Source organism: Kitasatospora sp. NPDC092039, assembly GCF_044756065.1.
In the GTDB taxonomy this organism is placed as follows: domain Bacteria; phylum Actinomycetota; class Actinomycetes; order Streptomycetales; family Streptomycetaceae; genus Kitasatospora.
In genome coordinates this window covers 102,062-126,219 of record NZ_JBIVSD010000023.1, presented here as the reverse complement: position 1 = coordinate 126,219, position 24,158 = coordinate 102,062, and the positions used below count along the sequence as shown (strand labels likewise).

The following is a 24,158-nucleotide window of genomic DNA, read 5'->3' as shown; positions in this document are numbered from 1 at the left end:
TTGGCGCACGAGCGGGCGGCCCGGGGTCTGCCGGGTCTCTCGCTGGCGTGGGGCTTGTGGGAGCAGGAGTCCGGCATGACCGCCGGCCTCGACGAGGGCGACCTCGACCGCATCCGGCGCTCCGGTGTGCTGCCCCTGCCCACGGCGCGCGCCCTCGACCTGCTCGACCTCGCGCTCCGCGCCGGCCGGCCCGTGGTGGCCCCCGTGCGCCTCGACACCCTCGGCCTGCGCGAGCGCTCCGCCGAGCTGGTGCCCTCCGTGCTGCGCCGACTCGTCCGCCGCCCGCGCCGGATCGCCGCCACCGGTGCCGAATCGCTGTCCCTGGCCGGACTGCTGTCCGGCAGCCGGGAGGACGAGCGGGGGCGCCGGCTGCTCGACCAGCTGCGCGATCTGCTGCTGGAACACCCCGAGGTCTCCCACGCGGTCCCGGTCCTGGTACGGGCCGACGGTTCCACCGAAGGAACCGACGGCCGCGCGGACGACACCGACGGCGCTGCGGACGGAGCCGAAGCCGCCGGCGGTCAGGAGTGGACGGCGGCGAGGGCCGAGGCCGGGATCACGGCCTACGTCCTGCCCAGCCCGTCCCCGAAGGTGCTGCGGGAACTCCGCGACCGCCTGCCGGCCCACCTCGCCGCCGTCGAGATCCTCGGCGCCGACGAGCCGCACGCCCGGGAGGAGGTCCTCCGCGGACTCTTCGCCGAACTGCTCGGTCTCACCCACGTGGCAGCCGGCGACAGCTTCTTCGACATGGGCGGGCAGTCCCTCCTCGCCACCCGTCTGATCAGCCGCGTCCGCGGTGTCCTCGGGGCCGAGATCCAGCCCCGCGAGCTGTTCGAGCACCCGAGCCCGGACGCCCTGGCGCTCCGCCTCGGGGACGGGACCGGGGAGCGGCGCACCCGGCTCGCGCGGGTCGCGCGCCCGGACGTGCTGCCGCTGTCGTTCGCGCAGCAACGCCTCTGGTTCCTCAACAAGTTGGAGGGCCCGTCGGCGACGTACAACGTGCCGCTCGCGCTGTGGATGTCCGGGGAACCGGACCCGGCGGCGCTGGCGGCCGCGCTGAACGACGTGGTGGGCCGGCACGAGTCGCTGCGGACCGTGTTCGCGGAGGCGGACGGCGAGCGGAGCCAGCGGGTGCTGGCAGAGTTCCGGGTGCCGCTGGAGACCCGCCGGGTCGAGGCCGGCGAACTGCGGCGGGAGGTGACCGGGGCGGCCCGGTACACCTTCGACCTGGAGACCGAAGTGCCCATCCGGGCCTGGCTGTTCAGCGCCGGGCCGGCCGAGCACGTGCTGCTCGTCGTGCTGCACCACATCGCGGGCGACGGGTGGTCCATGGTGCCGCTGGCCCGTGACCTGGCCGAGGCCTACGCGGCCCGGCTCGACGGTGCGGCGCCGGGCTGGGAGCCGCTGCCGGTTCAGTACGCGGACTACACCCTCTGGCAGCGGGACCTGCTGGGCGAGGCGGACGACCCCGACAGCCTCTTCGGACGCCAAGTGGACTACTGGCGCGAGAAGTTGGCCGACCTCCCGGAAGAGGTGAGCTTCCCCGCCGACCGCGCACGGCCCGCCGTGGCCTCGTACGCCGGGGACGTGACCCCGTTCGCGCTCGACCCGGACCTGCACCGCGCGCTGAGCGAACTGGCCCGCGCCCACGACGCCACCGTCTTCATGGTCCTGCAGGCCGCCCTTGCCGCCCTGCTGACCCGGCTCGGCGCCGGCACCGACATCCCGCTCGGCAGCGGCATCGCCGGCCGGACCGACGAGGCGCTCGACCGGCTGGTGGGCTTCTTCGTCAACATGCTGGTGCTGCGCACGGACACCTCGGGCGACCCGTCGTTCGCCGAACTCGTCGGCCGGGTCCGGGAGACCAGCCTCGCGGCCTACGCCCACCAGGACGTCCCGTTCGAGTCCCTGGTGGAAGAGATCAACCCGCACCGCTCGACCGCCCACCACCCGCTGTTCCAGGTGGCCCTGACCCTGCAGAACAACGAGCAGGCCACGTTCGGCATGCCCGGACTCGACGTCCGCCCGGAGCTCGTCGGCACCGGGACCGCCCGCTTCGACCTCTTCTTCAGCCTGACCGAGAGCCATGGCGCGGACGGCGAGCCCACCGGCATCGACGCCTACGTCGAGTACGCCACGGAGCTCTTCGACGCCGCCACCGTCGACGCCCTGGTCCACCGCTGGACCGAGTTCATGCGCGCCCTGGTCCGCGACCCGGCGGCCCCCATCGGCGAAGCGGACGTCCTCACCCCGCGGGAGCACGCGCGGATCGCCGAGTGGAACACCGGCCGCACCGACGACACCGCCGGGTCGAGCCTGCCGGCGCTCTTCGCGGCCCAGGTCGCCCGCACCCCCGAGGCGACGGCCCTGGTCTGCGGCGACGTCGAACTGACCTACCGGGAGCTGGACGCCCGGGCCAACCGGATCGCCCACTGGCTGCGCGCCCGGGGCATCGGCCCCGAGCAGTACGTGGCCGTCCTCCACGAGCGCTCGCCCGAGCAGATCGCGGCCGTCCTCGGCGTCCTCAAGGCGGGCGCCGCCTACGTCCCCCTCGACCCCGAGCACCTCGCCGAACGGGCCGGCCGCATCCTGGCCGACGCCGCCCCGAAGCTGCTCCTGACCACCCGGGCGCTCGCCGACACCCTCGGCGCACTGCACGACGGCACCGAGACCGTGGCCACCGACGACCCCGGGACGGCCGCCGCCCTGGCCGGCTGCCCCGACCACGACCCGGGACCCGAGGTACCGCTGCACCCCGGCCACCCGGCCTACGTCATCCACACCTCCGGCTCCACCGGCGTGCCCAAGGGCGTCGTCGTCACCCACCAGGGCCTCGGAAGCCTGGCGAGCACCCTGCTGCGGCAGTGCGAGGTCACCCCCGACTCCCGGGTGCTCCAGCTGTCGTCGCCCGGCTTCGACGCGGCCGTGCTCGAACTGACCATGGCCTTCGCTTCCGGCGCCGCCCTCGTCCTGGGCGCCCGGGACCGGCTCGTCGGCGCCGAACTGGCCGACGTGCTGGCCGACCGCCGGATCACCCACGCGCTCATCCCGCCGTCCGTGCTCGGCACCCTGCCGGCCGGCTCCGCCGAGGCGCTCACCGGATTCCGCACCCTGATCGTGGGCGCCGAGGCCTGCGGCCCCGACCTGGTGCGGAGCTGGTCGCCGGGACGCCGCATGGTCAACGCCTACGGCCCGACCGAGTCCACGGTGGTCGCGGCCATCAGCGGGCCGCTCACCGGCCGTGACGTACCGATCGGACGCCCCGTCGACAACACCCGGGTCCGGGTCCTGGACGGACGCCTGCGGCCGGTGCCCCCGGGCGTCCCCGGCGAGCTGTACCTGGCGGGCGCGGGTCTGGCCCGCGGTTACCTCGACCAGCCCGGGCTCACCGCCCAGCGCTTCGTGGCCGATCCGTTCAGCCCGGCCGGCACCCGGATGTACCGCACGGGCGACATCGCGCGCTGGACGGCGGAGGGGCAGCTCGAGTACCTGGGCCGGGCCGACCAGCAGGTCAAGGTCCGCGGCTTCCGGATCGAACCCGGCGAGATCGAGGCCGCCCTGCGCGAGCAGGCCGGCGTCGCCCAGGCCGTGGTGGTGGTCCGCGAGGACCGCGACGGCGACCCGCGGCTCGTCGCGTACATCGTCCCCGAGGGCGAGGCCGCCGAGGACGACCAGGTGGACGAGTGGCGCGAGATCTACGACGACGTCTACGGCGGTGCCAGGGCGGAAGCCGCCGTGCTCGGCCAGGACTTCACCGGCTGGAACAGCTCCTACACCGGCGGGCCGATCCCGCTCGACGAGATGCGCGTCTGGCGCGACGCCGCGGTGACCCGCATCACGGAGCGCCCGCCCCGGCGCGTCCTGGAGATCGGCGTGGGCTCCGGCCTGATCCTCGGCCCGCTCGCCCCCCGGACCGAGGCCTACTGGGCGACCGACTTCTCGGCGCCCGTGATCGACCGCCTCACCGCCCAGTGCGAGGCCGCTGGGATCGCCGACCGGGTACGGCTGCTCTGCCGGCCCGCAGACGTCATGGACGACATCCCGACCGAGTACTTCGACACCGTCGTCCTCAACTCGATCATCCAGTACTTCCCCGACGCCGACTACCTGGCCAGGGTCCTGGACGGCGCGCTCGGCCGGCTCGCCCCCGGCGGGCGCATCGTCGTGGGCGACGTGCGCCACCGCGGCTCGCTGCGCGCCTTCCAGACCGGGATCCACCTCGGCCACGTGGCGGAGGGCACCACCGGCGAGCAGCTCAGGGCGGCCGTGGAACACGCGGTGATCATGGAGAAGGAACTGGTCATCGACCCGGACTTCTTCACCGTCTGGGCGCGGCGCCACCCCGAGGCGGTGGTGGGCGTCGACATCCGGCTCAAGCGAGGCACCCATCACAACGAGCTGACCAGGCACCGCTACGAGGTCGTCCTGCACAAGGCGGACGGGACCGCCCGGGCCGAGTCCCTAGCGGATGTGCCGGAACTCGTCTGGGGCCGCGACCTCACCGGCCTCCGGGACCTGGAGGGCCTGGACGCCCTCACCTCCGGGGCCGGGCCGGTCCGGATCACGGGCCTCCTCAACAGCCGTCTGACCGGCGAGGTCGCGGCGGCGGAGGAACTCGCGCACGAGGCGCCGCCGAGCCGGCTCCGCGCCCTCCTGAGCACGGGACGGGCCGATGGGAGCGCACCCGAGGCCGTCGACCCCGAGGCCCTGCACGCCTGGGGCGAGCGGCACGGCTGCCAGGTCCTGACCACCTGGTCGCCCGGGGCGCCGGACGCCCTCGACGCCGTGCTCGTGCCCGGCGGAGCCGCGGACGCCGTCTACACGGACGTGCACCGGCCGGCGTACGCCCAGGACAAGCCGCTGTCGGCCCTGGTGAACAACCCGCTGAGCTCCCGGACGACCGGGCGCGTCCTGGCGGGGCTGCGGGACGCCCTGCGGCAGCGGCTGCCCGAGTACATGGTGCCGTCCGCGGTCATCGCCCTCGACGCGATGCCGCTCACCTCCAGCGGCAAGCTCGACCGGCGGGCCCTCCCGGCTCCCGACTACGCGTCGCGGTCCGTACGCGAGCCCCGTTCGGCGCGCGAGGTGGCGCTGTGCGGTCTGTTCGCGGAGGTGCTGGGGGTCGACCGGGTCGGGATCGACGACGACTTCTTCGACCTGGGCGGCCACTCGCTGCTGGCGACGCGGCTGGTGAGCCGGGTGCGCTCGGTGCTGGGCGTGGAGTTGCCGCTGCGTGCGGTGTTCGAGTCGCCGACGGTCGCCGGGCTGGCCGAGCGGTCGGGTTCGGGCGGTGCGGTGCGCCCGCAGTTGGTGGCGGGGGTGCGGCCGGAGGTGTTGCCGTTGTCCTTCGCGCAGCAGCGTCTGTGGTTCCTGCACCGGTTGGAGGGTCCGTCGGCGACGTACAACATGCCGTTGGGGTTGCGGTTGTCGGGTGTGCTGGACCGTGGTGCGCTGGCGGCGGCGCTGGACGATGTGGTGGGGCGGCACGAGTCGTTGCGGACGGTGTTCGCGGAGGTGGACGGCGAGCCGTGCCAGCGGGTGCTGAGCGGGGTGTCGGTTCCGCTGGAGACGGTGGAGGTCGAGCCCGACGGGCTGGGCGAGGCGTTGGCCGGGGCGGCCCGGTACGCGTTCGATCTGTCGGTGGAGATTCCGGTGCGGGCGTGGTTGTTCGCCGCGGGTCCGCAGGAGCACGTGCTGCTGGTGGTGCTCCATCACATCGCGGGTGACGGGTGGTCGTTGGTTCCGTTCGCCGCGGGTCTGGCGGAGGCGTACGCGGCCCGGTTGGAGGGTGCGGCGCCGGAGTGGGAGCCGTTGCCGGTGCAGTACGGGGACTACACGCTGTGGCAGCGCGAGGTCCTGGACGACGTCCGCGACGAGCAGATCGCCTACTGGCGCGGTCAGTTGGCGGGCCTCCCCGAGGAGGTCAGCCTGCCCGCCGACCGTCCGAGGCCGGCCGTGGCCTCCTACGCGGGCGACATGACGTCGTTCGAGCTGGGCCCGGAGCTGCACCGTGCCGTCGGTGAGGTGGCGCGTGCCCACGACGCCACGTTGTTCATGGTGTTGCAGGCTTCGTTGGCCGTGCTGCTGTCCCGGCTCGGGGCGGGTGAGGACATCCCGATCGGTTCTCCCGTCGCGGGTCGTTCGGACGAGGCCTTGAACGACCTGGTCGGGTTCTTCGTGAACACGCTGGTGCTGCGCACGGACGTGTCGGGCGACCCGTCGTTCGTGGAGCTGGTGGGCCGGGCGCGGGAGGCAGGCCTGGGCGCGCTGGCGCACCAGGACGTGCCGTTCGAGTACCTGGTGGAGGAGCTCAACCCGCGGCGTTCGGCGGCGCGGCACCCGCTGTTCCAGGTGATGCTGGCGCTGCAGAACACCGAGCGGGCGCGTTTCGAGCTGCCGGGCCTGGAGGTGTCGGCGGAGCCGGTGGGCACGGGCGTGTCCCGGGTCGACCTGACGCTCAGCCTGGCGGAGGAGCCCGAGAGCGGCGGGGTGCGCGGGATCGCGGAGTTCGCGACGGACCTGTTCGACCGGGCCACCGTCGAGCTGTTCCTCGACCGCTGGGTGCGGCTGCTGGAGCAGTTGACCGCGCGGCCCGAGCTGCCGGTCGGCCGGGCCGACATCCTCACCCCCGAGGAGCGGCAGCAGCTCCTGGCGCGCCGGACCGACACTGAGCTGCCGGCGCGCAGCCTGGTCACGGTCTTCCGCGCGCAGGTCGAGCGGGTCCCGGACGCCGTCGCGGTCGTCGCCGACGGCACCCGGCTCACGTACGCCGAACTCGACGAGCGGGCCGACCGCCTCGCCGAGGAGCTGATCGCCCGTGGTGTCGGCGCGGAACGTCTGGTGGCCATCGCCATGCCGCGGTCGATCGGCTTCGTGGTCGCGGTGCTGGCCGTGGTCAAGGCGGGCGGTATGTACCTGTCGCTCGACGCGCGGTACCCGGAGAGCCAGGCCCGCAGGATGTGGGCGGACAACGACGTCAACCTGCTGCTGGCCGACGCGCCGACCCGCGTCCCGGCCTTCGTGCCCGAGGACCAGGTCCTGCTGATCCAGGACGGCGCCGCGCACCTGCCGTCCACGGCCCCGTCCCCGTCCGCCCGGCCCGTCGGCGGCCCCGGGGTGTCCCCCGACCCCGACCAGCTGGCCTGCATCATCTACACGTCCGGATCCAGCGGTACCCCGAAGGGCATCGGGCTCACCCACACCGACATCACCTCCCTGGCCGACGATCCCGCGGTCGGCCGGTACCCCGCGCGGGTGCTGCTCCACTCGCCGACCGCCTGGGACGCCCTGCCGTTCGAGCTGTGGATGCCCCTGCTGCTCGGCGGCCGGGTCGTGATCGCCCCCGATGTGCCGCTCGACGGACCGCATCTGCGGGACATCATCCGCGACCACGGCATCACCTCCCTGTGGATCACCGCGGGACTGTTCAAGGCGATGGCGGAGGACCGGCCCGACTGCTTCGCGTCCGTCCGCCAGGTCTTCACCGGTGGTGAGGTCGTCCCGCAGGACCCGGTGCGACGCGTCATGGCGGCCTGCCCGGACCTCACCGTGGTGAACGGCTACGGACCGGGCGAGACCACCACCTTCGCCACCCTGCACGAGATGCCGCCCGGCCACGACCCGGAGCCGTCCCTGCCGATCGGCCGACCGATCACCAACAAGCAGGTGTACGTCCTCGACGAGCACCTCGGCCTGGTGCCGCCCGGCGTGGTGGGCGAGCTGTACGTCGCCGGCGCCGGTATGGCGCGCGGGTACCTGGGGCAGCCGGGGCTGAGCGCCCAGCGGTTCGTGGCGAACCCGTACGGCGTACCCGGCGAGCGCATGTACCGCACGGGCGACCTGGCCCGCTGGAACCGGGACGGCCTGCTGGAGTTCGCCGGCCGGGCCGACCAGCAGGTCAAGATCCGGGGCTTCCGGATCGAGCCGGGCGGGATCGAGTCGGCGCTGCGGCGGTGTACCGGGGTGACCCACGCCACCGTCCTCGTCCACACCGTCCGGGAAGGCGATGTCCGTCTCGTCGCGTACGTGGTGACCGAGCCCGGCACTGGGTACGACTCGTCCGCGGTCGCCGAGGAACTGCGCGGGCAGCTCCCGGAGTACATGGTTCCCTCCCTGATCACGGCTGTTCCCGCGATACCCCTGACGCCGAACGGGAAGGTGGACCGGGCCGCGTTGCCGGTGCCCGACTTCGGTGCCCTGGTGTCGGAGGGTGGCCGGGGGCCTCGTTCGGCGCGCGAGGTGGCGCTGTGCGGTCTGTTCGCGGAGGTGCTGGGGGTCGACCGGGTCGGGATCGACGACGACTTCTTCGACCTGGGCGGCCACTCGCTGCTGGTGATGCGGTTGATGGGCCGTGTCCGTGAGCGGTTGGGTGCCGAGCTTTCGGTGCGTGCGGTGTTCGAGTCGCCGACGGTGGCGGGGCTGGCCGAGCGGTTGGTTTCCGGTGGTGCGGTGCGCCCGCAGTTGGTGGCGGGGGTGCGGCCGGAGGTGTTGCCGTTGTCCTTCGCGCAGCAGCGTCTGTGGTTCCTGCACCGGTTGGAGGGTCCGTCGGCGACGTACAACATGCCGTTGGGGTTGCGGTTGTCGGGTGTGTTGGACCGTGGTGCGCTGGCGGCGGCGTTGGACGATGTGGTGGGGCGGCACGAGTCGTTGCGGACGGTGTTCGCGGAGGTGGACGGCGAGCCGTGCCAGCGGGTGCTGCCCGAGGCGTCGGCTCCGCTGGAGACGGTGGAGGTCGAGCCCGACGGGCTGGGCGAGGCGATGGCCGGGGCCGCCCGGTACGCGTTCGACCTGTCGGCCGAAGTTCCCGTCCGTTCCTGGCTGTTCAGCACCGGCCCGACCGAGCATGTGCTGCTCGTCGTGTTGCACCACATCGCCGGTGACGGGTGGTCGTTGGTTCCGTTGGCCCGTGATCTGGCGGAGGCGTACGCGGCCCGGTTGGAGGGTGCGGCGCCGGGCTGGGAGCCGTTGCCGGTGCAGTACGGGGACTACACGCTGTGGCAGCGCGAGGTCCTGGACGACGTCCGCGACGAGCAGATCGCCTACTGGCGCGGCCAGTTGGCGGGCCTCCCCGAGGAGGTCAGCCTGCCCGCCGACCGAGTTCGGCCGGCCGTGGCCACCTACGCGGGAGAGACGACCTCGTTCGTCATCGATCCGGAGCTGCATGCTTCGCTGAGCGAGCTCGCGCGGTCGTCGAACGCCACGTTGTTCATGGTGTTGCAGGCTTCGTTGGCCGTGCTGCTGTCCCGACTTGGCGCGGGTGAGGACATCCCGATCGGTTCGCCGGTGGCGGGTCGTTCGGACGAGGCGTTGAACGATCTGGTCGGGTTCTTCGTGAACACGCTGGTGCTGCGGACGGACGTGTCGGGTGATCCGTCGTTCGTGGAGCTGGTGGGCCGGGTGCGGGAGGCAGGGCTCGGTGCGCTGGCGCATCAGGACGTGCCGTTCGAGTACCTGGTGGAGGAGTTGAACCCGCGGCGTTCGGCGGCGCGGCATCCGCTGTTCCAGGTGATGCTGGCGTTGCAGAACACCGAGCGGGCGCGTTTCGAGCTGCCGGGTCTGGAGGTGTCGGCGGAGCCGGTGGGCACGGGTGTCTCCCGGGTCGACCTGACGCTCAGCCTGGCGGAGGAGCCCGAGAGCGGCGGGGTGCGCGGGATCGCGGAGTTCGCGACGGAGCTGTTCGACCAAGCCACTGTCGAGCTGTTCCTCGACCGGTGGGTCCGGTTGCTGAAGGAGCTGACCGCGCGTCCCGAGCTGCCGGTCGGCCGGGCCGACATCCTCACCCCCGAGGAGCGCCGACAGGTCCTGTCGGGCTGGAACGACACCGCCCGTGAGGTGCCGGCGACGACTCTGCCGGAGCTGTTCGCCGCGCAGGCGGCGCGGACGCCCGAGGCGACGGCCCTGGTCGCCGGGGCCACGCGGTTGAGCTACGCGCAGCTCAATGCCCGCGCCAACCGGGTCGCCCACTGGCTCATCGCCCAGGGCGTCCGACCGGGCGACACGGTGGCCGTGGCGCTGCCGAGGTCGGTCGAGCTGGTCACCGTGCTGCTGGCCACGCACAAGGCCGGTGCCGCGTACCTGCCGCTGGACCTGGACTACCCGGCGGAGCGCATCGAATTCATGCGCCGTGACGCGGAGCCCGCGTACCTGGTCGACGACCTCGACCTGATCAGCGGGCTGCTCGACGGGGAGGGCGGCGAAGCCACCGATCCGGCCGTCGCCTCGGACCCCGCCCTTCCCGCGTACGTGATCTACACCTCGGGCTCCACCGGGCGCCCCAAGGGCGTCGTCGTCCCGCAGCGGGCCATCGTCAACCGGCTCCGGTGGATGCAGGACGAGTACGGGTTCGGCCCGGACGACCGGGTCCTCCAGAAGACACCGGCGAGCTTCGACGTCTCCGTGTGGGAGTTCTTCTGGCCGCTCATCACCGGCTCCACGCTCGTGGTCGCGGAGCCCGGAGGCCACAAGGACCCGGCGTACCTGAGCCGGCTGATCCAGGCGGAGGGTGTCACCACCGTCCACTTCGTGCCGTCCATGCTGGAGGCGTTCCTCGCCGACGGGTCCTCCGCGCACTGCACCGGCCTGACCCGGGTGCTGTGCAGTGGCGAGGCGCTACCGGCGGACCTGGCCGCGAGGTTCCACGACGCGCTGCCCCATGTGGAACTGCACAACCTCTACGGGCCGACCGAGGCCGCGGTGGACGTCACCTCCTGGCGCAGCGTCGCCGACTCGGGTGTCGTCCCCATCGGCCGGCCGGTCTGGAACACCCGCCTGTACGTGCTCGACGCGGCGCTCCAGCCGGTGGCTCCCGGCGCTCCCGGCGAGCTGTACATCGCCGGAGTGCAGTTGGCGGACGGCTACCTGCGGCGGCCGGGAGTGACGGCCGAGCGGTTCGTGGCGAACCCGTACGGCGTACCCGGCGAGCGCATGTACCGCACGGGCGACCTCGCCCGCTGGACGGCCGACGGGGTCCTGCAGTTCCTCGGCCGGGCCGACCAGCAGGTCAAGATCCGCGGCTTCCGGATCGAGCCGGCCGAGATCGAGGCGGCTCTCACCGGCCATCCGGCGGTCCGCCAGGCCCTCGTGGTCGCCAGGGAGAACAACCTGGTGGCGTACGCGGTGCCGGGGCAGGACGCCGGGATCGACACCCGGCAGCTCCGGGAACACCTGCGGGCCCTTCTGCCGGAGCACATGATCCCGGCGGCCGTCGTCCCCCTGAACCGGCTTCCCCTGACGCCGAACGGGAAGGTGGACCGGGCCGCGTTGCCGGTGCCCGACTTCGGTGCCCTGGTGTCGGAGGGTGGCCGCGGGCCTCGTTCGGCGCGCGAGGTGGCGCTGTGCGGTCTGTTCGCGGAGGTGCTGGGGGTCGACCGGGTCGGGATCGACGACGACTTCTTCGACCTGGGCGGCCACTCGCTGCTGGCGACGCGGCTGGTGAGCCGGGTGCGCTCGGTGCTGGGCGTGGAGCTGCCGCTGCGTGCGGTGTTCGAGTCGCCGACGGTGGCGGGGCTGGCCGAGCGGTCGGGTTCGGGCGGTGCGGTGCGCCCGCAGTTGGTGGCGGGGGTGCGGCCGGAGGTGTTGCCGTTGTCCTTCGCGCAGCAGCGTCTGTGGTTCCTGCACCGGTTGGAGGGTCCGTCGGCGACGTACAACATGCCGTTGGGGCTGCGGTTGTCGGGTGTGCTGGACCGTGGTGCGCTGGCGGCGGCGTTGGACGATGTGGTGGGGCGGCACGAGTCGTTGCGGACGGTGTTCGCGGAGGTGGACGGCGAGCCGTGCCAGCGGGTGCTGCCCGAGGCGTCGGCTCCGCTGGAGACGGTGGAGGTCGAGCCCGACGGGCTGCGCGAGGCGATGGCCGGGGCCGCCCGGTACGCCTTCGACCTGTCAACCGAAGTTCCCGTCCGTTCCTGGCTGTTCAGCACCGGCCCGACCGAGCATGTGCTGCTCGTCGTGTTGCACCACATCGCCGGTGACGGGTGGTCGTTGGTTCCGTTCGCCGCGGGTCTGGCGGAGGCGTACGCGGCCCGGTTGGAGGGTTCGGCGCCGGAGTGGGAGCCGTTGCCGGTGCAGTACGGGGACTACACGCTGTGGCAGCGCGAGGTCCTGGACGACATCCGTGACGGGCAGATCGCCTACTGGCGCGGCCAGTTGGCGGGCCTCCCCGAGGAGGTCAGCCTGCCCGCCGACCGTCCGAGGCCGGCCGTGGCCTCCTACGCGGGCGACATGACGTCGTTCGAGCTAAGCCCAGACCTGCACCGCGCACTGGGTGACCTCGCGCGGTCGTCGAACGCCACGATGTTCATGGTGTTGCAGGCTTCGTTGGCCGTGCTGCTGTCCCGACTTGGCGCGGGTGAGGACATCCCGATCGGTTCGCCCGTCGCGGGTCGTTCGGACGAGGCCTTGAACGACCTGGTCGGGTTCTTCGTGAACACGCTGGTGCTGCGCACGGACGTGTCGGGCGACCCGTCGTTCGTGGAGCTGGTGGGCCGGGTGCGGGAGGCAGGGCTCGGTGCGCTGGCGCATCAGGACGTGCCGTTCGAGTACCTGGTGGAGGAGTTGAACCCGCGGCGTTCGGCGGCGCGGCATCCGCTGTTCCAGGTGATGCTGGCGTTGCAGAACACCGAGCGGGCGGGATTCGCGCTGCCGGGTCTGGAGGTGGCCGAGGAACCGGTGGACACGGGCGTGTCCCGGGTCGACCTGACGCTCAGCCTCGTCGAGGAGTCCGGTCACGGGGTTCGCGGAGTCGCGGAGTTCGCGACGGATCTCTTCGACCGGGCCACTGTCGAGCTGTTCCTCGACCGCTGGGTCCGGTTGCTGGAGCAGTTGACCGCGCGGCCCGAGCTGCCGGTCGGCCGGGCCGACATCCTCACCCCCGACGAACACCACGAACTGTCGCGGCTGGACTACGTCCTGGACCGGAACCTGCGGCTCGTGCCGCGGGGTGTCGTGGGCGAGCTGTACGCCGGGGGTGCCGAGAGTGACCTGGCCGGCACCGACCCGGAGCGCTGGGTACCGGACCCGTTCGGCACGCCGGACGCGCGGATGTACCGCACGGGCGAGCTGGCCCGCCGCCGGATCGGCGACGGGCACCTGGAACTCGTCGGCCCCGCCGACCCGCAGGCGGCTGCCCTGGAGCTCGAAGCCGTGCTGCGGACGCTGCCCGGCGTCGCCGAGGCCACCGTGGTGGCGGACGGGGAGGCGGCGCGGTCGATCGCCTACGTGGTGCCGCTCGTCATGAACCAGTTCTCCGTGTCGCGTGTGCACGAGGACCTGAAGCACCGGCTGCCGGAACACCGGCTGCCCGCTGTGATCATGCCTGTTCCCGCCCTCCCGCTGACGGCGGACGGTGCGCTCGACCGGGACGCCCTGCCCGACCCCGACCACACGCCGCAGTCGATGCGGGCCTCGCGGTCGCCGCAGGAGGAGATCCTCTGCGGTCTGTTCGCGGAGGTGCTGGGGGTCGACCGGGTCGGGATCGACGACGGGTTCTTCGGCCTGGGCGGTCACTCCTTGATGGCGACGCGGCTGGTGAGCCGGGTGCGCTCGGTGCTGGGCGTGGAGTTGCCGCTGCGTGCGGTGTTCGAGTCGCCGACGGTGGCGGGGCTGGCCGAGCGGTTGGTTTCCGGTGGTGCGGTGCGCCCGCAGTTGGTGGCGGGGGTGCGGCCGGAGGTGTTGCCGTTGTCCTTCGCGCAGCAGCGCCTGTGGTTCCTGCACCGGTTGGAGGGTCCGTCGGCGACGTACAACATGCCGTTGGGGCTGCGGTTGTCGGGTGTGCTGGACCGTGGTGCGCTGGCGGCGGCGCTGGACGATGTGGTGGGGCGGCACGAGTCGTTGCGGACGGTGTTCGCGGAGGTGGACGGCGAGCCGTGCCAGCGGGTGCTGACCGAGGCGTCGGTTCCGCTGGAGACGGTGGAGGTCGAGCCCGACGGGCTGGGCGAGGCGATGGCCGGGGCCGCCCGGTACGCGTTCGATCTGTCGGCGGAGATCCCGGTGCGGGCGTGGTTGTTCGCCGCGGGTCCGCAGGAGCACGTGCTGCTGGTGGTGCTCCATCACATCGCCGGTGACGGGTGGTCGTTGGTTCCGTTCGCCGCGGGTCTGGCGGAGGCGTACGCGGCCCGGTTGGAGGGTGCGGCACCGGAGTGGGAGCCGCTGCCGGTGCAGTACGGGGACTACACGCTGTGGCAGCGCGAGGTCCTGGACGACGTCCGCGACGAGCAGATCGCCTACTGGCGCGGTCAGTTGGCGGCCCTCCCCGAGGAGGTCAGCCTGCCCGCCGACCGTCCGAGGCCGGCCGTGGCCACCTACGCGGGAGAGACGACCTCGTTCGTCATCGATCCGGAGCTGCATGCTTCGCTGAGCGACCTCGCGCGGTCGTCGAACGCCACGATGTTCATGGTGTTGCAGGCTTCGTTGGCCGTGCTGCTGTCCCGGCTCGGGGCGGGTGAGGACATCCCGATCGGTTCGCCCGTCGCGGGTCGTTCGGACGAGGCCTTGAACGACCTGGTCGGGTTCTTCGTGAACACGCTGGTGCTGCGCACGGACGTGTCGGGCGACCCGTCGTTCGTGGAGCTGGTGGGCCGGGTGCGGGAGGCAGGGCTCGGTGCGCTGGCGCACCAGGACGTGCCGTTCGAGTACCTGGTGGAGGAGCTCAACCCGCGGCGTTCGGCGGCGCGGCATCCGCTGTTCCAGGTGATGCTGGCGTTGCAGAACACCGAGCGGGCGGGATTCGCGCTGCCGGGTCTGGAGGTGGCCGAGGAACCGGTGGACACGGGCGTGTCCCGGGTCGACCTGACGCTCAGCCTCGTCGAGGAGTCCGGTCACGGGGTTCGCGGAGTCGCGGAGTTCGCGACGGATCTCTTCGACCGGGCCACTGTCGAGCTGTTCCTCGACCGGTGGGTCCGGTTGCTGAAGGAGCTGACCGCGCGTCCCGAGCTGCCGGTCGGCCGGGCCGACATCCTCACCCCCGAGGAGCGCCGACAGGTCCTGTCGGGCTGGAACGACACCGCCCGTGAGGTGCCGGCGACGACTCTGCCGGAGCTGTTCGCCGCGCAGACGGCGCGGACGCCCGAGGCGACGGCCCTGGTCGCCGGGGCCACGCGGTTGAGCTACGCGCAGCTCAATGCCCGGGCCAACCGGGTCGCCCACTGGCTCATCGCCCAGGGCGTCCGACCGGGCGACACGGTGGCGCTGATGTACGAGCGGTCGGCCGACCTGATTGCGGCGATCCTCGGCGTCCTCAAGACGGGTGCGGCCTACCTGCCGGTCGACCCCGAGTTCCCGAGCGCCCGGGTGACGCACATCCTCACCGAGGCCGCGCCGGCGCTCCTGCTCACCAGCGAGGCCGTCGCCACGGGCGTCGGAGCGGGGGTTCTCGCGGAGCGTCCGTCCTCGGCGACCGTGGTCACCGACGCCCCGGACACCGCGGGCGCCCTGGCCCTGTGCCCGGACACCGACCCGGAGCCGGTCGCCCGTGCCGCGGACCCGGCCTACGTCCTGTACACCTCCGGATCCACGGGCGCGCCCAAGGGCGTGGTGGTGGAGCACGGGGCACTGTCGAACTTCCTCGCCGACATGGCCGAGCGCTTCCCGCTGACCACCGAGGACCGCTGGGTGGGCGTGACCACCGTCGGGTTCGACATCTCCGTGCTGGAGATCTGCCTGCCGCTGACCAAGGGCGCCACGCTCGTGCTCGCCGACCGCGACACGGCCCGCACGCCCGCCGCGCTCGCCGGTCTGCTCCGGGCCACCGGCGCCACCGTCATGCAGGCGACCCCCACGCTGTGGCGCGCGCTCGCCGACGAGCAGCCGCAGTGCCTCGACGGGCTCCGGGTCCTGGTGGGCGGCGAGGCGCTCCCGCCGGACCTCGCGCGGACCCTCGCGGCCCGTGCCGCCGAGGTCGTCAACCTGTACGGACCGACCGAGACCACCATCTGGTCCACGTCGGCCGTGATCGGCTCCGGTGCGACGCCGGAGCGCACGCCCATCGGGACGCCGATCGCCAACACGCGGGTCCACGTCCTCGACGAGCGTCTCGGCCTGGTGCCGCCCGGCGTGGTGGGCGAGCTGTACATCGCCGGCGCCGGCGTGGCGCGAGGGTACCTGGGGCAGCCGGGGCTGAGCGCCCAGCGCTTCGTCGCGGACCCGTACGGCCCGGCCGGTACCCGGATGTACCGCACCGGTGACCTGGTCCGCTGGAACCGGGACGGCCTGCTGGAGTTCGCCGGCCGGGCCGACCAGCAGGTCAAGATCCGGGGCTTCCGGATCGAACCCGGCGAGATCGAGGTCCTGCTCCGGGAACAGCCCGGGGTGGCGCACGCCGTGGTGGTGGTCCGGGAGGACCGCCCGGGGGACCAGCGGCTGGTCGCCTACGTGGTGCCCGACGGGACGGCCGACGCGCCGCACCTCGCCGAGCGCCGCGACCTGCGGGACGCCCTGCGCCTGCGGCTGCCCGAGTACATGGTGCCGTCGGCCGTGCTCACCCTGGCCGGCCTGCCGCTGACCCCGAACGGCAAGCTCGACCGCCGTGCCCTGCCGGCCCCGGACCAGGGCGCCGCCGCCGGACGCGGGCCCGCCACCCCCCAGGAGGCGGTGCTGGCCGAGCTGTTCGCCGACGTCCTCGGGGTGGAGCGGGTCGGAGTGGACGACGGGTTCTTCGACCTGGGCGGCCACTCCCTGCTCGCCACCCGGCTGATCGGCCGGATCCGGGAGGTGCTGGGCGTGGAGCTGCCCCTGCGGGCGCTGTTCGAGACGTCCAGCGCGGCCGGGCTCGCCCGCCGCCTGGAGGCGGACCACGACGGTTCGGCCGACGCCTTCGGTGTCGTCCTGCCGCTGCGGCCTCGTCCCGAGGGTGTGCCGCTGTTCTGCATCCACCCGGGCGGCGGCCTGAGCTGGTCGTACGCCGGACTGCTGCGCCACCTGCCCGCGGAGGTGCCCCTCTACGGCCTCCAGGCCCGCGGACTGTCCGAGCCGGACGACCTCCCGGGCAGTGTCGAGGAGATCGCCGACGACTACGTCGCCGAACTCCTCCGGCTGCGTCCCGAGGGCCCCTTCCCGTTGCTGGGCTGGTCGTTCGGCGGGGTGGTCGCCCACGCCATGGCGGCCCGGCTGCGGGAGCGCGGGTTCGACGTCCCGTTCCTGGTCATCCTCGACGCGCAGCCCGCGCGGCCCAGGACCGCCGAGGAACTCGCCGAGGAGGCGGCGCTCGACACGTCCATGGTGCACCGGACGCTGCTGACGGCGTTCGGGGTGCCCGTCGGCGACGAGGAGCCGATCACCTACGAGCAGTTCACGGAACTGGCCCGTCGCCACGACGCGGCCGTGGCCGACTTCACCGAGGAGCGGATCGCCGACGTCCTCCGGGTCATGGCCAACGACATCCGGATCAGCCCGGCCCACCAGCACACGCCGGTGGCGACGGAGGCCGTCGTGTTCGCGGCCACCCGGAAGGACCCGTCCGGCCTGGTCACCCCGGAGATGTGGGCCCCGTACATCGACGGCCCGCTCGAGCACCGCACGGTCGACTGCGGCCACGCCGACATGGCCGGCCCGCAGGCGCTGCGGGTCATCGGGCCGATCCTCGCGGAGAGGATGCGCCGGCTCTCCTGAGCCGCGTCGGAGCCGTGGATCCGCAGAGCCGCAGAGCTGTGGACCCGCAGGGCCGTGGATCCGTGGATACACGGCCCTGCGGATCCGTGGACACAGAGATTCCGCAGACACAGAGATGAGGACATCGCATGACGAACCCGTTCGACGACCCGGACGCCGCCTACCTCGTGCTCGTCAACGACGAGGGCCAGCACTCCCTGTGGCCGGCCTCCCTCGCGGTGCCCGGGGGCTGGGCGGTCGCCCACGCCGAGGACACCCGCGACACCTGCCTGGAGTACATCGACCGGGAGTGGACCGACATGCGGCCGCTCAGCCTCGCGAGGAGCATGTAGCCATGACCGGAGCCCCACAGATCCAGGACGCGGTCCAGCGCTACTACTCGCTGGTCGACGCCAACCGCTTCGACGAACTGGTGGAACTCTTCACCACCGACGCGACCTACGAACGGCCGGGCTACCAGCCGCTGGTGGGACGGGGCGAGCTGACCGCCTTCTACCGGGGGGAGCGGGTCATCGCCGCCGGTAGGCACACGGTCGACGAGCTGCTGGCGTCCGGGCAGGAGGCCGCGGTGCGCGGCAGTTTCACCGGAACGCTCAAGGGGGGTGACGCGGTGAGCCTGCGGTTCGCCGACTTCTTCCGGACGGACGGCAACGGCCTCTTCGCCCACCGCGTCACGTACTTCTTCGCCCCCTTGGTCTGACGACCCCTTGGCGCGAGTGCCGCTACGGGGTCTCCTCGGCGCGACCGAGGACCAGGTCCACGAAGGCCCGCGCCGTCGAGTTCCCGTAGAACTCGCGGGGTGTCACCTTGGGCAGCCCCCGTTGCCGCAGGTCCGACAGCATGCGGACGACCAGGAGGGAGTTGCCGCCGAGTTCGAAGAAGTTGCCGTCGGGTTCCACGTCGACGCCCAGCAGCCCGGACCACACGGCGAGGATCTCGGCCCCGAGGTCGCCCTTCGCCTCCGGGGCCGCCGCAGCGCCGTCCCGGTCCGTGTCCGTGTCCGGGCGGGGGACCGGGGCCGGGGCCGCGGTCGGCGTCTGGGCGGGGAAGGGCGAGGGGGCCGGGAGCCGGGAGAAGTCCGGCTTGCCGTTGATGGTCAGCGGGATGCCGGGCACCTCGGTGAGGGCGGCCGGGAGCATGTGGCTCGGCAGCAGACGGCGGGCCGTCCGCCACACCTCCTCCATCGAGCCGCCGTCCCGGAGCACCGCGTAGGCGTCGATGCGGGCGCGGGCCGGGTCCCCCGCCTCGCCCTCCCGGAAGACGACCGCCGCGTCGGCGACCCCGGGGTCCGAGACCAGGACCGACTTGATCTCGTCCAGCTCGATCCGGTGGCCCCGCACCTTCACCTGGTTGTCCAGTCGGCCGAGGTGGTCGAGCCGGCCGTCCGGCCTCAGCCGGCCCCGGTCGCCGCTGCGGTAGACGCGCTCCCCGGTCACCGGGTCGTCGACGAAGCGGGCCGCCGTCAGCTCGGGACGGCCGAGGTAGCCGTCGGCCACCCCGGCGCCGCCCACGTAGATCTCACCGGCGGGCCCCGGCGGTAGGACATGGCCGTGCTCGTCCCGGACCGACACCCACCAGCCGGGCAGCGCCCGGCCCACGGACCGGGACCGCTCAAGGACCTGGTGCGGGGTCACCTCCTGCGCGGTGACGTGGACGGTCGTCTCCGTAATGCCGTACATGTTGACCAGCCGGCACTCGGCGGGGGAGTGGCGGGCGAACCAGCGCTCCAGCATCGCCGTGTTCAGCGGTTCGCCGCCGAAGACGACCAGCCGCAGGGCGAGCGGTGCGGTCGGTGCCGACCGGATGTCGGCCTCGATGAGCTGGGAGAACGCGGACGGGGTCTGGCTGAGGACGGTCACCCGCCGCCGGGCCAGCAGCTCGTGGAACTCGTCCGGGTCACGGGCCGCCCAGTGCGGTACGACGACCAGCCTGCCCCCGGTGAGCAGGCAGCCCCAGATCTCCCACACGGAGAAGTCGAAGGCGCTGGAGTGGAAGAACGTCCACACGTCGTCCGGTCCGAGACCGAGGTCCGCGGAGGTCGCGTCGACCAGGGCCAGCACGTTGCGGTGGGGGACCACGACGCCCTTGGGCCGGCCGGTGGATCCCGAGGTGTAGATGACGTAGGCGGCCGTCTCCGCGCCGGGCTCGCCGGTGCCCGTGGGCTCCTGTACGTCCGTGGGCTCCGGTGCGTCCAGGAGCTCCTTGGGGGAGACCACGGTCACCCCCTCGATCCGGGGGAAGCGCGCCGGGTCCCCGATGACGATCGGCACCCCGGCGTCGGTCGCGGTGTAGCGCAGCCGCTCCTCGGGATACCGGATGTCCATCGGGACGTAGGCGCAGCCCGCCTTCAGCACGCCCAGCAGGGTGGCGACGAGCGTGGTGTCCTGTTCCAGGCACACCCCCACCCGTGCGCCGCTCACCCCGAGGGAGCGCAGACCGGTGGCCACCCGCTCCGCCCGGTCGTCCAGCAGGCGGTACGTCAGACTGGTCTCGTCGTCGGTCACCGCGACGGTGTCCGGCCGCCGCCGGGCCAGCTCCGCGATCCGCCCGTCGATGGTGTCCGGCGAGGTCCGCCGGTCCGGCCCGGGCCCGGCGGCCGCGGGACGGAAGCCGCCCAGCCGCGCCACGGCCTCGGCGGCGGCGTGGTCCAGCAGCCCCAGCCGGGCCGTCGGGGTCGTCCCGGGCAGGGTGCGCAGCCGCTCGGCCAGGTGCAGGATGCTCCGTCCGAACCACTCCGCCGTCAGCGGAGCCACCGTGCGCGGATCGTGGTGGAGGCGCGCGGTGCAGGTGCCGTCGGGCTGCCGTTCCAGGTGGAGGAGCAGGGCGAGCCCGGAACCCGGGAGCGGGGTGTAGGACGTCCCGGAGGCGGCGTCGCCGAGGACCACGCCCACGGTCGCGGCCGCCGCGCCGGGCAGCGGAGTGCCGGTGCCGGCCGCGAGGAGGTCCGCGACCGTGCCGTCCGCGTCGACCCGGACGGACCGCACCGCGGGTCCGCCCGCCCGGAAGGCGCGGTCGTACACCGCGATGCGCGCCTCCGGCCCGCCCTGGTAGCGCGCCAGCGTCAGCGCGGCCGCGGCCACCAGCGTCTCCTCGCCGGCCCACGCGGGACGGTCCGGCAGCGGCACGGTGCCGGCGGTGATGTGGTCCGGCGTACGGGGGTCCCCCAGGCCCCAGGGGGCCGTGTTCCGGTCCTGCGCGTCCTGCGCGTCCTGCGTTTCCGGTGCTTCCGGTGCTTCCGGTGCGGCGAGGGCGGGCAGCGGGTGGTCGCCGAGGGGCTCGCTGTCCAGGAGGAGCGCCGCCAGCCGCACGAGCACGCCGTAGGGCACCGAACGCCGCGCCACCAGGACGGCGTCGACGACCCCGTCGGCGTACTCCACGAGCACGGCGCGCAACGGAGGTCCGCAGGGGTGCAACGGCCGCTCGGCCTCCCGGCGGACGCGCGCGTGCCCGGGGCCGCTCGAGGAATCCACCGTGAGCGGCAGGCTCCACAGCCTGGACCCCGCCAGCTCCGGCCGTTCCCTGCTCTCTTGTTCGAGTGACGTCCGGCTCTGTGCCAGGTCCACCGGGTGCCGGGCGCGTACCACCAGGCTGTGGCAGGCAGGAGTGCGTACGGTCATCAGATTCCCTCTCCGAAGGGGTGGGCGGGCACGGTCACCGGGCGCTGAAGCCGCCGTCGACCGTGAGCACGCTGCCAGTCACCTGGCGCGAGTCGTCTCCCGCCAGCCAGAGGGCCGCACCGGCGATGTCCGGGGGCTCGATGAGGGTGTTCATCGGCTGGGCTTGGACGAACACCTCCTCGTGTTCGTCGACGCGGACGTCGAGCGACCGCGCGATCTCGGAGAGCATCCGGCCCTCGACCAGCGGGTCGTCCCGGACGGAGCCGGGGCAGAGCGCGTTCACCCGGACGCGGTACGGCGCGTAGTCCAGCGCCGCGGCCTTGGTCAGGCCGATCAGGCCGTGCTTGGCGGCGACGTAGCCGGCGAAGTGCCGGTAGCCCACGAGGCCGGCCGTCGAGGAGATGTTGATGATGCTTCCGGAGCGCTGCTCGATCATCCCCGGAACCACGGCCTTGGTCATGCGCCAGGCCCCGGACAGGTCGACGTCCAGCATGAGCGACCACTCGTCCTCGGAGATCTCGTGGACCGGGCGGCCGGAGGGCGCGGCGATCCCCGCGCCGTTGACCAGGACGTCCAGCCGGCCGAACCGGTCCAGGCCTTCCGCCACGACCGACGTGACCCTTCGGGGATCGCGTACGTCGCAGTGCGCCGGGAGCACCGTGACACCGTGCCGCGCGCACAGGTCGGCCGTGTGCTTCAACTGGGCGGCCGACCCCATGGGGTAGCCCACGCCGGGGAGGTCGGCGGCGATGTCGACCAGCAGCAGGTCGGCGCCCTCCGCCGCGAAGCGGAGGGCACAGGCGCGGCCGAGCCCGCGCGCCGCCCCCGTGATCACCGCTGTCCTGCCCTTCAACTGCACGGCGACTCTCCTCGGTCGGGGCTGGCCGGGGCGGTGTCGCCGTCACGGAGTTCGCCCGTGACCGTGGTCAGGAGCGCCTCCGGGGAGTCGACGAGATACATGTGACTGCCCGGCAGTTCCCGGTAGGTGAAGGAGACCTCGGTGGTGGTCCGCCACTCCTCGGCCTGTGCCCGGGAGACGAGCCGGTCGTCGGCGCCGCGCAGCGAGGTGACCGGGAGGGGCAGCGGGGCGGTGGAAGCGGGGACGTAGTTCTCGTGCATCGCCACATCGGCGCGCAGCAGGGGCAGGAGCAGCTCCCGCAGATCGGGGTCGTCGAAAGCCGCGTGCCGGTAACCGGCGAACTCGCCGACGCGAGCCAGGAACTCCTCGTCGTCCAGCCCGGTCGCCCGCTGCGCACGCCCGCTGCCGGGGCCGGGGGATCCGCTCACGAAGAGGTGGCGAAGACCGGAGCGTCCGCCTAGTTCGCGGGCCAGCTCGTACGCCAGGACGGCACCCAAGCTGTGGCCGAAGAGCGCGAACGGCGCCTCGCCGCCCACGAGTTCCCGTACGCGCGGGGCGAGCGCGGAGGCGGCCTCCGACGCGTCGGTGAACGGCTCTTCCAGGAACAGCTCCTCGCGGCCGGGAAGTTGCAGGGCTATGACCTTGAGGCCGGGCGGTGCACCGTTCCAGGTGCGGTAGAATCCGGCTCCGCTGCCCGCGAAGGGAAGGCAGACGAGGGGCATTTCGTTCGGGGACACGACTCGTTCACTCCTTGTGTTCCGGTGGTGGGAACGCTGGTCTCGAGAATTCGGGCACGGCACGCCAAAGCCCCGGATCGGCGGGTCGGCCGTCGGTCACCCACTTCAACCGGAGCTTCTTCACTCGCGTCAGGCGCGCTCGGCAGGTGTCATGCCACGTCCGATGCGAACTCGTGCTTCGCGATGCGGACTTCCGGTCTCTCCTTTCCGAGACCGGCGTCACGGGCCAGCATCGCCGCGGAGGCCCGATCGTGCACCTCCAGTTTTGCGAAGATCCGCGAGGCGTAGTTGCGCACGGTTTTTTCCGCCAGAAATATCCGACGGGCGATCTGGTGGTTGCTCAGTCCGCTGGCGATCAGTTCCAGTATTTCGAGTTCCCTGCTGGTCAGGTCGGACAACCCGGTCGTCTCCGGCAGGATCTGCACGGTGGAGAAGTGCAGGCTGAGCCGGGAGGCTATGGTCCGGCTGAAGACGGCACCGCCTTTGGCCACGATCGTGATGGAGTGAAGGAGTTCCTCGGACGACCTTATGTGCGAGAGATACCCGCTGATCCCGACGCGCAGTGCGGTGAAGACCGCGTCGTCGTCGTCGTTCTGCGACACCACCATCATTTTGGGCCTGGTCTTCTGGCGGCGGTATTTCGAGACGACCCGCTGGGCGTTCTCATAGATGGATTTATTCGAGGACGGCTCACCCAGGATGATGACGTGCGGCTGTGATGCGATGTTCTCGAGACATCGCATGCCGTCGAGGCCGCCCACCGCCCGGCCGACGAGTGTGAATTTGTCATCCTGTTCGATGATTGTCTCCAGTCCGGCCAGCGAAACCGGATTGTCGCTGATGATGAACAGGTTGATCCCCATGTGCATTCCCCCGTTTGGCACGTTGTACGGCTCGTTCTTCTTCGGTGCGTCATTCATTCGCAGGAGAAAGGCCGGTTCGGTGCTCAGGTGATTATGGGTAGGCGAATGATCGAAACGCAAGGTTCGACCCTCAAGTGAAAGGAGATCATTCCACTTAGCGGGTCACTATTCGGCCACGGGTTCGGGTTCGGCGCGGGGTGGCGAGAGGGTGCCCGAGGTCCCCCGGAACCGCAGGTGGGGCTGTGGTTGCTAGGCTCCCGGCCCTGTCGCCGGACGCTCTCCCGCCGTTCCGGGTGTCGTGCGGACGCGGTGGACGGTGGCCGAAAAGGGAGGTGACGGCCGTGTCCCGAGGGATGGGTGTGTATTCAGTGACAGGGGGTAATGTCGTTCGGCGTTTGCCCCGATCCATCGGTACCGTCGCCGGCGGGCAACGGCACCTCCTCGGCACCGCACCGCACACGCCGGTCCTGGTCCACGCCCGTAC

Annotated in this window: 7 protein-coding genes; 3 read left to right on the top strand and 4 right to left on the bottom strand. The window is 72.5% G+C overall.

Features of this window, described 5'->3' with window-relative positions; all coding sequences use genetic code 11:
- The first annotated feature begins 75 nt into the window (after positions 1–75).
- The 3 genes from ACIQI7_RS33580 to ACIQI7_RS33570 all read left to right on the top strand — a co-directional run bounded on the left by ACIQI7_RS33580 (position 76) and on the right by ACIQI7_RS33570 (position 18,298).
- Entirely contained in the window at positions 76–17,598 is a 17,523-nt protein-coding gene (locus ACIQI7_RS33580) for a non-ribosomal peptide synthase/polyketide synthase (protein WP_401117432.1), read from the top strand.
- A 128-nt stretch (positions 17,599–17,726) separates the two neighbouring features.
- The gene (locus ACIQI7_RS33575; RefSeq protein ID WP_355258392.1) at positions 17,727–17,930 is read left to right on the top strand and encodes an MbtH family protein; all 204 of its coding nucleotides are present in this window, start codon (positions 17,727–17,729) and stop codon (positions 17,928–17,930) included.
- A 2-nt stretch (positions 17,931–17,932) separates the two neighbouring features.
- Entirely contained in the window at positions 17,933–18,298 is a 366-nt protein-coding gene (locus tag ACIQI7_RS33570) for a nuclear transport factor 2 family protein (protein WP_401117429.1), read from the top strand.
- A gap of 22 nt (positions 18,299–18,320) precedes the next feature.
- On the opposite strand, the gene ACIQI7_RS33565 is transcribed toward ACIQI7_RS33570, so the two are convergent.
- The 4 genes from ACIQI7_RS33565 to ACIQI7_RS33550 all read right to left on the bottom strand — a co-directional run bounded on the left by ACIQI7_RS33565 (position 18,321) and on the right by ACIQI7_RS33550 (position 23,731).
- On the bottom strand, positions 18,321–20,981 hold the full coding sequence (locus tag ACIQI7_RS33565; RefSeq protein ID WP_401117444.1) for an amino acid adenylation domain-containing protein: 2,661 nt from the start codon (positions 20,979–20,981) through the stop codon (positions 18,321–18,323).
- 268 nt (positions 20,982–21,249) lie between these two features.
- Positions 21,250–22,074 (bottom strand): mycofactocin-coupled SDR family oxidoreductase, encoded by an 825-nt coding sequence (locus ACIQI7_RS33560; protein ID WP_401117427.1) that lies wholly within the window; start codon positions 22,072–22,074, stop codon positions 21,250–21,252.
- Complete coding sequence (locus tag ACIQI7_RS33555) at positions 22,065–22,796, bottom strand: thioesterase II family protein (RefSeq protein WP_401117442.1); 732 nt, start codon at positions 22,794–22,796, stop codon at positions 22,065–22,067. Before ACIQI7_RS33555 ends, ACIQI7_RS33560 begins: the two co-directional genes overlap by 10 nt.
- Positions 22,797–22,960: 164 nt before the next feature.
- Positions 22,961–23,731 (bottom strand): DNA-binding response regulator, encoded by a 771-nt coding sequence (locus tag ACIQI7_RS33550; protein WP_401117425.1) that lies wholly within the window; start codon positions 23,729–23,731, stop codon positions 22,961–22,963.
- Positions 23,732–24,158 lie beyond the last annotated feature (427 nt).

Excerpts from the sequence above, each read along its gene's own strand:
- ACIQI7_RS33575 (WP_355258392.1), top strand. The coding sequence starts at position 17,727 with ATGACGAACCCGTTCGACGACCCGGACGCCGCCTACCTCGTGCTCGTC.
- ACIQI7_RS33570 (WP_401117429.1), top strand. The coding sequence starts at position 17,933 with ATGACCGGAGCCCCACAGATCCAGGACGCGGTCCAGCGCTACTACTCG.
- ACIQI7_RS33580 (WP_401117432.1), top strand. The coding sequence starts at position 76 with ATGACCGCCGGCCTCGACGAGGGCGACCTCGACCGCATCCGGCGCTCC.
- ACIQI7_RS33550 (WP_401117425.1), bottom strand. The coding sequence starts at position 23,731 with ATGAATGACGCACCGAAGAAGAACGAGCCGTACAACGTGCCAAACGGG.
- ACIQI7_RS33555 (WP_401117442.1), bottom strand. The coding sequence starts at position 22,796 with ATGCCCCTCGTCTGCCTTCCCTTCGCGGGCAGCGGAGCCGGATTCTAC.